This window comes from Legionella pneumophila subsp. pneumophila str. Philadelphia 1, assembly GCF_000008485.1.
GTDB classification, from domain to species: domain Bacteria; phylum Pseudomonadota; class Gammaproteobacteria; order Legionellales; family Legionellaceae; genus Legionella; species Legionella pneumophila.
In genome coordinates, this window is record NC_002942.5 from 2,665,958 (window position 1) to 2,678,571 (window position 12,614).

Below are 12,614 nucleotides of genomic sequence, written 5' to 3' on the forward strand. Positions count from 1 at the left end.
GTTCCAACAGAAGTGCCTATGACCATGAATGACCAAGATCAGCAAAGCTCACAAATTACGAAAGTCATTAGCCTGGGTAAAGAGCAAGGTTATTTGACTTACAGTCAAATTAATGACTTATTACCTAATATTGTGGATACGGAGCATTTTGATGTAATCATTAGCATGCTGGAAGGCATGAACATCAAAGTTTTTGAGCTTCCACCCAGTGAAGATGAACTTGCGCTCTTATTAAATACTGAAGAAGTCCCAGATATTGAAGAAGCAGCCATGGTACTCGCCTCTGTGGATAAAGAAACAGGTAGAACAACTGACCCGGTTCGTATGTATATGCGCGAAATGGGTACAGTAGAACTGCTGACTCGTGAAGGTGAAATCCGCATTGCCAAACGCATTGAAGAAGGAATTTACCAGGTCCTAAAATCCCTGGCGCATTATCCGGAAACAGTGCAACTGGTTCTTGAAGACTATGATCGTTTCCTTGCCGAAGAAATTCGCCTTAATGAAATCATTAGTGGTTTTGCGGATGTTGATGAAGAAATAGCACCTGCCACTAACATTGGCTCCATGCTGGATGAAGAGCAACAGGAAGAAATACTTCTTGATGTGGATGAGGAAGATGAAGACGGCGAAGGTGGTATATCTGATGTGGATGATGGACCCAATCCTGAGCAAGCGAAGATTTACTTTGATGAACTGCGTGAAGCCTTTGAAAAGGCAATGAAAGCCCTCAAAGAACATGGCCGTACGAATAAAAAAACGGTCGAGTTGCTCGATTCCATGTCGGAATCTTTTCTGAAACTCAAATTGACTTCCAGACAAGTTGATAAATTAACTCGTCATTTTCGCCAATTGCGAAATCATATCCGTGAATTTGAGAGAAGCATTATGCGTCTTTGCATCGAAAAAGCACGCATCCCCAGAAAATTGTTTATAGATACCTTCCCAGGCCAGGAAACAGATCTAGGCTGGTTAGAAACCATTATCAGCAAACATGCCAAAAAACTTGATCTTCAGCGTATAGAAGAAAATCGGGAAGAAATACTGCGCTTACAATCCAAGTTGGCCTCTTTTGAAATCGAATATGGTTTAACCATTAGTGAAATCAAAGACATTAACCGCAAGATGTCTATTGGCGAAGCCAAAGCAAGACGTGCTAAAAAAGAAATGGTCGAGGCTAACTTGCGTCTCGTGATTTCTATCGCCAAAAAATACACCAACCGCGGCTTGCAGTTTCTTGATTTGATCCAGGAAGGCAACATCGGCCTGATGAAAGCAGTCGATAAATTCGAATACCGCCGTGGCTATAAGTTTTCTACCTATGCGACCTGGTGGATTAGACAAGCGATTACACGATCCATAGCCGATCAGGCGCGGACTATTCGTATTCCGGTTCATATGATTGAAACCATCAATAAGCTCAATCGTATTTCTCGGCAAATTTTGCAAGAAACTGGCCGGGAAGCGACACCGGAAGAATTGGCGGAAAAAATGGAGCTAAGTGAAGATAAAATTCGCAAAGTTCTAAAGATAGCCAAAGAACCTATTTCCATGGAAACCCCTGTCGGTGATGATGACGACTCTCATCTGGGTGATTTTATTGAAGACAACAACATTGAATCGCCAATCGATATGGCTACAGCGGAAGGTTTAAGAGAAGCCACTTTAGAAATACTGGAAACCTTGACCCCACGAGAAGCCAAGGTTCTGCGTATGCGTTTTGGTATCGAAATGAATACAGACCATACTCTGGAAGAAGTTGGTAAACAATTTGACGTAACCCGCGAACGTATTCGCCAAATCGAAGCAAAAGCACTACGCAAATTGCGCCACCCTTCACGTTCAGAAAAGCTAAGAAGCTTCCTTGAAGGAGACGAAGGTTAATTTAATGACTGTTTTTACAAACAGTCATTAAAAAAATATAAAAAATAGTAGAACATTAAAGAAATTAAGTTTAAAATGACCCCCTCTCCGGGCCCATAGCTCAGTTGGTCAGAGCAGCGGACTCATAATCCGTTGGTCCTAGGTTCAAGTCCTAGTGGGCCCACCAATAAAATCAAGTAGTTACGGTAGTTTTAGAAAATTCGAAAAAGTCATGTAGACGCAATGTAGACAGAAAATAAAGGGGTCTTGGCTCTTCCCATTTCCGGGGGCGCTAATCAAGAACACAAAACTTTAACCCTTAACCTGTAATTTTCAAAATTTCTAAACCCATAAGCACGCCGTTGAATCAGTTTCATCTTACGATGAAAGCCTTCAGTAATGCCGTTGTTTTTAGTAAACCGCCACATTCTAACTACTTCTTCCCGCCATTGATATAATGTTTTACCTAACGTTTTGAGTGATTCAAAAGGGCTTTCTTTCAGACTGGCAACCAGTTTAAGAAAGAGAGGTATTAAACGCGTACACTGTTTTGCGGTACGATGTTTTCGCATGAGAAGCCGATGTAATCGCTGTTTAAAGTAATATATTGCAGCAATGACAGGCTGCTGTTGCAAATAACGTTCTCGTCTATTGAGTCGCTTTACCGTGAGATTATTAGGATTAGTTCTCAATGCGGCCAAGAGGCCTCGCTGATACTTCATTTCGGGATCAATCTGCTGATAAGTCTGCAAACAGAGTTGATTCAATAAACGAATCACATGAAAGCGATCGGCAACAATCATGGCATTGGGAAAGTAATGCCTGATCAACTTGCGGTAACTCGAGCTTAAGTCAATACAGACTACCTGTACTTTCTCTTTTCCTTCCAAGGTATTAAGGTAGCTCTCTAAGTCCTTTTCTGAGCGCCCCTCAACTACATCAAATATTTTATGTTTGGCCAAGTCACAAAAGGTTGTAGCATAACCCACCTTTCTATTAAATGAATGCTCATCAAGTCCTAATACTCGGGGGCAGGAACGAGTCGCTATCTTCTTATAGCGAAGCTCATAACCATAATGATACCAGCGCTCTACCGTCGATTTACCCAGCTTTAAGTCGCGCGCCAAATCCTTTTGACTGACTCCTTTGCTGTGATAGTGAAACACCTGTTTACGCAAACTCTCGCTGGCTCTTTGATACTTACCTATCCCCGGAAAGCGTTGATTAAAATAACGTCCGCAAGAAGGACAATAATATTTATGCGCCTTTAAGCATAAATAGCTACGACGTAAACCAATAGACTCATGACGTATACGTCTTATAAAACTGTCTTTTACGCGTAATTTTTTATTACCACAATGAATACAACGAACAACACAACGATAGTTTACTTCAATATAAACCGGGTTCTCTCCGCTCACTTTTTTAATAGAATATCCTGGCAAATTTAGGATACAATCTTTCTTAGGCATTTTAATCTTCCTTTTGACCGTCAAATCAAAGGGTTAGTCTAGACTAACTTGATTAAAATGCCCCCTTTGTTGGGGTAGAGCCCAAGTTTTGAATATTATATCTTATTCTTATGGGATTATGGGATTGAATTGCCTCAATTGATGTATCAAAATTGATGTATCAAAATCATTGGTCAAGATTAAACCACAAAGATACAAGCATAGACTATAATTAAGTAAAGACTTTCAAGGACGAATTATGGTCAGATTCCATTTACCAGCACAAAAGCCTTATCATACACTCGATGCATTAGAATTCTCTGAAAAAACTTTTCATCTCTTAGGCAATTTTAGATCCTGTAAAACCAAAAAGGAATTTGGAGAAAGAATTGAAAATCTTGGCGGTAAAATAAGAGGCGAGGGACAAACCAAAAATTTAAATTTTAAAAATACTGATTACTTTGTAGTCGGAGATAATCACTACAAAGAAGGTCAAAACGGAAATAAAATCTCTAGGGTTGATAGTTACAATTCACGTCATGCCCCTCAAGAACAAATTCCTAAAATATCAGAATCACACTGTAATGAACTCATGGAGAAATATCTGCAACTAAAGCCCAAATAATTCTACGCAAATCAATTAGATAAATAGAAATTTTACTTCTATTGTAGGTTCAAAAAATGCTGTTACAAAATACAGCAAGCGTAGCCTGTATTAGACGAAATCCTAATACAGGATCTATTCCATCAAGCAATCCCCTTTTCATGTAAATCCCAATCAATGGGCTCAGACTCGATTGATAACATATATAATTTATAAACGTAGATTCACATAAGCATGTTGTCCAATATCTCAGGGACAAAGGGGACATTTGGGGCAGGCGCGTTGCTACTAGGTTTTAGCCGCCCCCACCCCATACAATGAAGGTGGGGCATGTGGGACTTATTGGAAACTATATCCACCAATAAAAATCCATCCAATTATAATAATTCCTCTAAATTAGGTATAGGATTAAAGGTAAATGAAGGCATAGCGCTTGGCTTTCTCTCTTTGTCTTGATTTACAGCCAGTCTCTTCGGCTGCTGAACGTTGATGTCCTTTTGCGAATAACCGGACTTTTGGCCATTCAGGTATTTCAATACGTATAACCTGAATGTATTGTAAGTTGCTGTGAAGCTCCCCTCATCCCTAAGCGTTTCCCATATGACGATAATTGACCATCCTTTTTCCAAGGCTTCGGAAATGTCTTCACGCATAGCTAGGAATTCCACTTTATGTTTTCTGGTGTTCGTTCTTTGTGGATTCTGTTTAGAAGTCGTTATGTTTTCTGTTAAGGATTTTTTCATGGGGTACACTCCATATTTTTGGTTATTCAATCCTTTGAGTTTTATCGTTTATTTCTATTTATTTTCGACCTTTTAGGTCACATGCAACGCCCTTTTTGGTAACTTTCGGTAATTTATTATTTATTTCTATTTATTCATGATTATTTTCGTTACTAATCGTTATATAACGAACAATTACAAATAATCACCAAAAGACGGTTCCAAAATAAATTTCAAAATGCAGGGCAAGATAGGTGAAGTTAGCTAACCAGCGAGCTGGTTGCCAAACTTCACGAGCCTTATTCGCACCTTCGGTGCTCAACGTAAAAACCGATGGTATAGGCAATTTTATTCACCTCCCCAAATCTTACCGGTAAAAACATATAATCTTGGGGTGCCAACTCCCTTTATTCTTGGCTTGTGTGAGGCTTTGCCATCGGAGGCGGGTTTCAGCCAGCCAGCTTGTAATAAAACCCTTGTCACGGTGCGTTGATCAAAGCCTTTGCATAACTCATTTTTGTACGTCTCGGTTAACACCATGTAGATTCTAAACCCTTCGCCATCTGTATGATAAAATCCTGCGCGATTGAGAATCTTGTCATTGTTGGGTGAGTTGACATTATCAAATCGGCTGGCACCATGGGATTCAAAGAAAGCGCGTACCTGCGCCATAATGGCGCGATCTTCGCGGTGGCCATCAACTCCAAAAGCATCCTGCCATGCAATGAAACAAGTCTTCGCAGCATGGAAAGATTCGCCTTTTTTCCATCCTGTCAGACCAAATTGACTGGCCAATTCTCCCGCAGCAGCAACCAGTGCAAAGCGTCTGGCAACACGGATAATCTGGCCTGTTGCATCAGGCTGAATGACGATATCAACAAAAGATTGAATGGTGTCGGTAATGAATCGACTGATTGTTTGCCGGTTAGCAACCACTTGATTTAGCCACGCCCTGCCGATTGCGCCATGATATCCGCTGCTGTACTTCTTGAGCGATAAGGCCATGCTAGCTGGACTGAGCTGATCATGAATCGTTTCAAAGATCCCCATCTGACAGCCAGCATCCGCCTCAATATCAGCAAGCCTGATTTCCTGACCTGCATTAATGCGTTGTCCTGATTTTGCCATGAGTGCCGTCAAGGACTCTTCACCAGCAGATAAGAAAAATAAAGACCATCGAGAAGATTGCCTGACTGTGCCAGTACGAGAGGCACGTGTTTTTCCCTGACCATTGGCCAGTAAATAAGCTGCCTCCCCTGCTTCTCTAGGATCCATTTGACTAAGTTCATCAAGAATCAGCAAGCCGTCATTATGCAATGCGGCTAAGCCTTCAAGCCCATTGGTAGTGCTGCGCCATAAACGGCAATAAGATTGTGGGTTTCCCCAAACAGAGGCAGCCAGACTCAATGCAGTGCTTTTACCTGATGAGGATGCACCTCTGAAATGAAAGCCTCCTGAGTCTTCACCAACAATCTTTGCTAGAACTGGAGCAAGTGCTACCGAGATGGCAAATACCAATCTTGAGTTGCCGGAAGCCAGACGACCTATTGAATCTCGCCATTTATCAACGCTGCCTTTGATGGACATTGCCGGTTCAATGGCATTGGTATTTTGGAAGACAATCTTCTCTGTTGATTGCCCGATACATTGGGAAGCGGTTACAAAGACATCGCCATGCCAACCCAGTTTATCAACGCATCTTGCACGTGCGTCTACTGGAAAGACTTGTAAATAGGAGGCTAACAAATCACGAGCAGTTCTATGAGGTGAAATACTCAATCCTAATCTTGCCAGCTCTCGCCTTACATCGGAGGCATCACCCTGCAATAAAGCCAATGGCATCGCCCACTGATGAGTTATCCCATCATCATCTTGCCATTCCAGCAAACGACCCCACTCACCGCTCTGAGCATCTCGGGTTTTGGCAACGATATGCAATGGTGCACATATCCACCGAGGTGGTAAAGGAGTGCCATCCCTATCAATACCGATATAAGTTAGCCCCTCATTAGTTAACCGAAAACGACCACCGGTATAGTCGCATACAATTGGACGCTGCTTTAGTGTATTGGCTAATTCAATAACATGATTTTGTGACATACATTATTCTCCAAACAACAGTCAACCATCGGAATGAATCCAATTCATTCTGACTAATTCTAAATTTATGCGTTCTCAACGAGCTGTAACTGACCTTCGTCACTGGTTGAGTAATAAATTTTTTGTTGTTGGAGAAAGTTCAACACATCGCTTTTTCGATACAACACCTTACGACCGATTTTTAAATAGGGAACACCACCACCCGCCCAGCGGTTACGTTCAAGTAACTGGGTGGAGCAGCTTAATACTGCAGCAATCGTTTGTTGATTAAAAAGCGCAGAATGTGGCGCAGATTCAAATTCGTTTAATAGATGTAAACGGGATGGATTTTTTAAAGTCATAGGAAATTCCTCAGTTATTTACACCTCTGCCAAATGCCGAGATGTATCTTCCTTGAACAGAACTCAACGCATCATCCAGTATCACCCTGGACAATTGATTGATATTCTTTTCTCCTAATCCTTTGACTTCCAACTGCCTACATTTTGTTGGAACATCGGGCTTACTCCTTAAGCTTGGAAAAAGTATCTCGTATTCCCTCAAAGAATGTCAAGCACAAAAGATCAATTTCAAAGATGTGTTATCGAAGGATATTGATTGATACTAAAAATGAAATATAACATGTCATAAATTCGCAATTCGCGAATCGCGAATTTATCATAACCTTTAGTTTTATTACTTAAGTGCAGGAATTATCCGTGTCCCATACGTCCCAAAGTTCTCAAATAAGCTAGGGACATGTCTAGCCCAGTAATGACATGGATGCCCCACGTGTCCCATTAGTCCCAGATATTTTTATACGTCTACCAATGAGCATTAAATAATCGAAAAAATTCATTTGCATTCCATTTTGGACGAAGCTCTATTCCATATTAGACGGACATATAATCCATTTTGGACGAACTCAGAATCCATATTAGCCAAACCTTTAATCCATAATGGATGTATTTTGAGGCTAAACATGACTTTTTGTTATTCCCCCCTCAAATTTACCGTGATAACAGTAATTTTTAGGAATTTATAATAAATAAATATGGGAAAATAAGGAAATCAATCAAATTTACCGCCATAACAGTAATTTATGGTGAATTAATGCCAAGAAAAGCAATAATAAATTTATTTTTATCATTTTTACTGCTATAACAGTAATATATAATTAATTTTTGGTGTTCCATGCCCAAACACGAAATTGCCAATTTAATCCATTATTACCGCAAACAAAGCGGCTTATCACAACAAGAATTAGCCCGGTTAGCGGGGGTCGGTAAGACGGTCATCTATGATATTGAAAAAGGGAAAGAATCGGTGCGGCTAAATACATTGCTAAAAGTGCTCGATGTTTTAAATATCCAAATAAAATTTGAAACGCCTTTTCCTCAAACAACGGATAATAATTCATGAGAAAAGCATACGTATCGGTGAGTGGCATTAAGGCTGGAATATTAGAAGAATTACAAGGTGGAACCTATCAATTTACCTACTTTGAGGATTATCACGGCGCACCTGTTTCACTCACTATGCCGTTGAAAAATAAGGTCTATGATTTTGACGTGTTCCCCCCTTTTTTTGAAGGATTACTTCCTGAAGGCATTATGCTTGAAGCACTATTACGCAAATACAAGATAGATAAAAATGATTATTTTGGTCAATTGATACTAGTTGGCCAAGATGTCGTAGGCGCAGTGACTATTGAGGAAATAAGATGAAACACTGCCCTATTACTTATGAAAAGATTAGTGACCAGGAAAACTATTCGCAACGTGGATTGCATTTGCTTTCTCCTCAATTAAAAAACCTTAGTCCATTGGATTTAAGTGCTGATGAGCAGCGTCAGGAAGCAATTGCTCGAGTAGGAAAGATGTCTGTTCAAGGCGTCCAAAAGAAACTAAGCGCAAAACTAAAGATTAAAGAAGGCTGTTTTGAAATCGTGGATCAATATGGTCAGTATATTTTAAAACCACAAAGTGATATTTATCCAGAATTGCCTGAAAATGAAGCCATTACTATGACCCTTGCAAAAACTATAGGCCTCGAAGTTCCGGTTCATGGTTTGGTTTATTCTAAAGACAACAGTTTAACCTACTTCATTAAACGCTTTGATAGAATAGGCCATAATAAAAAGTTAGCTTTAGAAGATTTTGCACAGCTATCAGGTGAAGATCGACATACAAAATATAAAAGTTCTATGGAAAAAGTAATTGCAGTCATAGAACAGTTTTGTACATTCCCAAAAATTGAATTCGTGAAATTATTTAAGTTGACGTTGTTTAACTTCTTGGTCGGTAATGAAGACATGCATCTAAAAAACTTTTCCTTAATTACGAAGGATAGAAAAATTTCCATATCACCAGCCTACGATTTACTTAACTCAACCATCGCTCAAAAAAACACAAAAGAAGAACTGGCTTTACCTCTAAAAGGAAAAAAAAATAATTTAACAAAGAGTGATTTTCTTAAATACTTTGCCATTGAAAAATTAGGATTAAACCAGAACGTCATCGATGGGATCGTACAAGAGTTCCATCAGGTAATACCAAAATGGCAAGAGCTGATTGGCTTCAGTTTTTTATCTCAAGAGATGCAGGAAAAATATCTCGAATTGCTAGAGCAACGATGCAAGCGATTAAATTTTTTTGATTAACTAATATCCGCAGTCTCAATCATATGCTTAAGTATAAAATTAGCTATTTGTTACATGGGTTTTCTTAATCGCTCAACATCTTTCATGATATACTCTGCTGTAACGTCATTGTTCATTTTTGCGTTCTGTTCATTTTTAATGAACATAAAACAATTATGAACAAAAATAATTTTATTACTGACTTCACAGAGCTTGTAATGCCAGGCCAAGTATACAGAAATCCTATATTTACATAGGATTTCTGTATACTTAACAAAATAATCGCTTTTTGCCAGTTCATGCTAACATTTTGATGTTTTCTTACATGATGCATGTATCTGAAACAATATAGCTTTAAAATTAATCAATAAAAGTAGCTGGAATAACATGAAATCTCGCTGCTAATTTCTTGATATGAGAAATGTTCAGCTATCACTTGCCGTTTAATATCCCAATTTATTAAGCTTAAAATTCTGAGGAAATCCCTTGCTACATTTAATCAGAATAAGTATAAGCTTTTTCAAAACTAGCACATCCTCATCATATTTTGGTCTAAGAAAAAAATGCTTCTAAAATACTTATTTACAGTTACGATTTTAATCACTAGTTCAATAGTTTTTGCCCAACTACCCAAAGAAGTCATAGATTCATGTCATGATGGAGTAGCTGACAATAGAGATAGTGTTATCTACATGTATCTTCCTAATGATCTATGGCGCTTGGCACCTCGTTCAATAACTCCGGTTAAAAATGATGTTGAGCATATAGAGCTAGGTGGAAGTTATGATTATGAAGAAATTAATGGCAGTGAAGAACGGTATCAATTTGATTTCTTTATGCACCATTTTAGTATAGAAGATAACCAATATTTTGTAAGAAGTGACAGTAGGACAAAATTATCCGATGCGATTAATCATTCGAACCACTCTATTGCCCAGCCAGGAAATATAAATAATCTCATGATTGTAGGAAAAATTACATTCAACAAAAAAGAGTACCTATGTATATCTGGCCCCTTATATCAAAATGGCACATTCGCTGCAGTTGCAGAGTACTATATTGTTGAAAATGCTTTTGATTATGATAAAAAAATACAATTACATTATTATTTTTTTGACAGAGAATTCGTTGAGATGGCGTTAATCAGAGACAACTGGGATGGGCACTGGGAGGATTAAAATACGACCAATGGATTACTCAGCTAATTAACTAATTTACAGTAAATTCAGCTATTAAAATAATTTGATCGCAATACGAATTTAGTGAATATGGAAGAATTAGTATGATTAAACCTACCACCATAAACAGAGAAGATTTTAATTTATTAAATTTATCAATAGTCATGAGTTTCATCGTATATAGAAATCATGTGACTGATAATATCAACTAATCCCATTAATTCATGAGACTCATCATCCTTGACTATATCCAACAGCTGATCAAGGACATTAGCCAACTGATTATAATCCTCCGTACTTTGAGGCGCCCGTACTATTGATGAGATATATTTCCAGTGTTCTATTAGTTCATTGATATTCATAATTCAGCCATCTCCATCATATGCTCAAGTATAAAATTAACAACCTGCTGCATTGGCTTACGCAACCGATCAACATCTTTATATATCCTGCTGTAACATCATTATTCATTTGAAACATCTTGGTAGCTATCATGAAGTCGGTGATAACTCCATACCGGAAGGCTGATTATCTCTACGGGATAACGATATCTTTTCGGCCTTTGCTCCGACATCTTTCCACAGGTAAATAGAGCATAGTGTACACAAAAAGTTAAGTTGCCGTCCCAGGCCTAATAGGAGTTTGGGCTGCTTTATTGTTGGAATTGAAAATATACTTTAAGGAACATTTCAGCCCAATTGAAGGTTAAATATAGCCTGTTTGTAATAGATAAGATCAAAAAGTATAATTATCAGAGAGCATCAAACTATAGATCAACTATTATGAGTACAACTATTGATGAAGCAACTAAGCGCTTAGATAACATGGTTAAATTATTAAAAGAGTTTAAGAAGGAAGTCAAAGCTCAAAAATTCAAGTCAGAGAGAAATTTCGAAAATTCCAGTACCATTTTTGCAGAATTCAATAGCGAACTGAATGAACTAAAAAAATTAAAACATCATAATCTTGCAAGAGTAATTGTGGAATATTTAGGTCAGGTCATCGAAAAAAATGATCTCAATATGAAACTGATAATTACAAATAAGGATACGACACAAAATATAGTTGAACTTGAAATGACTAGTAATCTCAAGAAAAAAGAGTTTTATAAAAAGGGGATCGTGATAGCCACAGATACATCAGCCATCAATCATGAATTAATGAAATATGTTAGTGAAGTCACGGTTAATTGTCACTGGTCCAGGAAAAATAGAACATCCTACAACAGCACGAGGGAGCTAGTTGATACTGTTGCCAACGAACTGAAGCATGAGAAGCAGTATCCGCGGCTCAAGCGGTTTACCATTTTAGGCTGCGACACAGCGGATATAATCCCTCCCGAGGTTGAAACCAAATCATCTTCTGCAATGTTATATGTTTACCAATGTGAAAAAAATAACGCTGCTACCCCAGACAGGAAAAAAATACAAAGTTTCCCCTGTTTTGTACTCACAATTTCACAAGGACAATATCAGCTCCATTACTATATTGACCAAGACAAAGAAGGAACCTGTGGAGAAATGGTTAAGATTACTAAGCAAAAAAAACTCCAAAATAACTATAAGGTGTTAGCGGTTTGCAATAAAAATGACATCCCCCTCATACCCGATAGTATCTTAAAGAACATTTATGATAAAACAAATTCTGCGAAAATAAATGGTGTAAATAACCCCTACTTACATAGAGGCGCTACCGTAGGCAATGTACAATCAAGAGAAGAGTGGAGAAATCGGAAAAAAAATATTCCCGCACTCTCGTGTGGTTTATTTAAATTTGATAATAAAAAAATTCACAACTCAAATTTAGCTGAAAGTGCGGCTTTAATTATCAATAATAGCCGGAGTAACGTTAAAGTTAAAGGCTATTTAATACCAATTACTCCGGATGAAAACCACGGATTTATGAAACCAATGACAATCCACGAGGACACGCCTTGTAAAGCAGTTATCATTGACCATGGGCAGTAAATCGTTCACGATCTGACCCTAGTCCCGTTCGCGAATTGATGACGTTATTTGATGGTAAATCAGAACAGGCGGAGTTTTATATTTAAGATTTGAGAGTTTGCAGGATGAA

13 protein-coding genes and 1 tRNA gene are annotated in these 12,614 nt (G+C 38.3%); 8 read left to right on the forward strand and 6 right to left on the reverse strand.

Going from position 1 to position 12,614, the window contains the following annotated elements; all coding sequences use genetic code 11:
* The first annotated feature begins 18 nt into the window (after nucleotides 1-18).
* A complete protein-coding gene (rpoD, locus tag LPG_RS11870) occupies nucleotides 19-1,884 on the forward strand; it encodes an RNA polymerase sigma factor RpoD (protein ID WP_011216252.1) in 1,866 nt (621 codons plus the stop codon).
* Between the two features lie 89 nt (nucleotides 1,885-1,973).
* Nucleotides 1,974-2,050: transfer RNA gene (locus LPG_RS11875), tRNA-Ile, on the forward strand.
* Between the two features lie 109 nt (nucleotides 2,051-2,159).
* Here the strand turns inward: LPG_RS11875 and LPG_RS11880 are convergent.
* A complete protein-coding gene (locus LPG_RS11880; protein WP_015444121.1) occupies nucleotides 2,160-3,335 on the reverse strand; it encodes an ISL3 family transposase in 1,176 nt (391 codons plus the stop codon).
* A 238-nt stretch (nucleotides 3,336-3,573) separates the two neighbouring features.
* On the opposite strand from LPG_RS11880, the gene LPG_RS11885 reads away from it, so the two are divergent.
* Nucleotides 3,574-3,939: a BRCT domain-containing protein gene (locus LPG_RS11885; RefSeq protein ID WP_010948069.1), complete on the forward strand. Its 366-nt coding sequence runs from the start codon at nucleotides 3,574-3,576 to the stop codon at nucleotides 3,937-3,939.
* Nucleotides 3,940-4,295: 356 nt separating this feature from the next.
* Here LPG_RS11885 and LPG_RS11890 read toward each other — a convergent pair whose 3' ends face one another.
* The 4 genes from LPG_RS11890 to LPG_RS11905 all read right to left on the reverse strand — a co-directional run bounded on the left by LPG_RS11890 (nucleotide 4,296) and on the right by LPG_RS11905 (nucleotide 7,081).
* Complete coding sequence (locus tag LPG_RS11890; protein ID WP_010948070.1) at nucleotides 4,296-4,661, reverse strand: TraK family protein; 366 nt, start codon at nucleotides 4,659-4,661, stop codon at nucleotides 4,296-4,298.
* Nucleotides 4,662-4,845: 184 nt separating this feature from the next.
* Nucleotides 4,846-4,986 (reverse strand): hypothetical protein, encoded by a 141-nt coding sequence (locus LPG_RS11895; RefSeq protein ID WP_153802426.1) that lies wholly within the window; start codon nucleotides 4,984-4,986, stop codon nucleotides 4,846-4,848.
* A 2-nt stretch (nucleotides 4,987-4,988) separates the two neighbouring features.
* Nucleotides 4,989-6,740, reverse strand: coding sequence for a DUF927 domain-containing protein (locus tag LPG_RS11900; protein WP_010948071.1), 1,752 nt, complete (start codon nucleotides 6,738-6,740; stop codon nucleotides 4,989-4,991).
* A 65-nt stretch (nucleotides 6,741-6,805) separates the two neighbouring features.
* On the reverse strand, nucleotides 6,806-7,081 hold the full coding sequence (locus LPG_RS11905) for a helix-turn-helix domain-containing protein (protein ID WP_010948072.1): 276 nt from the start codon (nucleotides 7,079-7,081) through the stop codon (nucleotides 6,806-6,808).
* Nucleotides 7,082-7,913: 832 nt separating this feature from the next.
* Here LPG_RS11905 and LPG_RS11910 point away from each other — a divergent pair.
* From LPG_RS11910 to LPG_RS11930, 4 genes are all read left to right on the forward strand, one after another.
* Entirely contained in the window at nucleotides 7,914-8,141 is a 228-nt protein-coding gene (locus tag LPG_RS11910; RefSeq protein WP_006870829.1) for a helix-turn-helix transcriptional regulator, read from the forward strand.
* Nucleotides 8,138-8,446 carry a HipA N-terminal domain-containing protein gene (locus tag LPG_RS11915; RefSeq protein WP_010948073.1) on the forward strand — a complete coding sequence of 103 codons (309 nt, stop codon included), beginning with the start codon at nucleotides 8,138-8,140 and terminating at the stop codon, nucleotides 8,444-8,446. Before LPG_RS11910 ends, LPG_RS11915 begins: the two co-directional genes overlap by 4 nt.
* Complete coding sequence (locus tag LPG_RS11920) at nucleotides 8,443-9,381, forward strand: lpg2370 family Dot/Icm T4SS effector (protein ID WP_010948074.1); 939 nt, start codon at nucleotides 8,443-8,445, stop codon at nucleotides 9,379-9,381. Before LPG_RS11915 ends, LPG_RS11920 begins: the two co-directional genes overlap by 4 nt.
* Nucleotides 9,382-9,923: 542 nt before the next feature.
* Nucleotides 9,924-10,538: a hypothetical protein gene (locus LPG_RS11930; RefSeq protein WP_010948075.1), complete on the forward strand. Its 615-nt coding sequence runs from the start codon at nucleotides 9,924-9,926 to the stop codon at nucleotides 10,536-10,538.
* 155 nt (nucleotides 10,539-10,693) lie between these two features.
* On the opposite strand, the gene LPG_RS11935 is transcribed toward LPG_RS11930, so the two are convergent.
* Nucleotides 10,694-10,900 carry a hypothetical protein gene (locus tag LPG_RS11935; RefSeq protein ID WP_015444115.1) on the reverse strand — a complete coding sequence of 69 codons (207 nt, stop codon included), beginning with the start codon at nucleotides 10,898-10,900 and terminating at the stop codon, nucleotides 10,694-10,696.
* Between the two features lie 336 nt (nucleotides 10,901-11,236).
* Here LPG_RS11935 and LPG_RS11940 point away from each other — a divergent pair, with 336 nt between their 5' ends.
* Entirely contained in the window at nucleotides 11,237-12,505 is a 1,269-nt protein-coding gene (locus LPG_RS11940; RefSeq protein WP_010948076.1) for a lpg2372 family Dot/Icm T4SS effector, read from the forward strand.
* Nucleotides 12,506-12,614 lie beyond the last annotated feature (109 nt).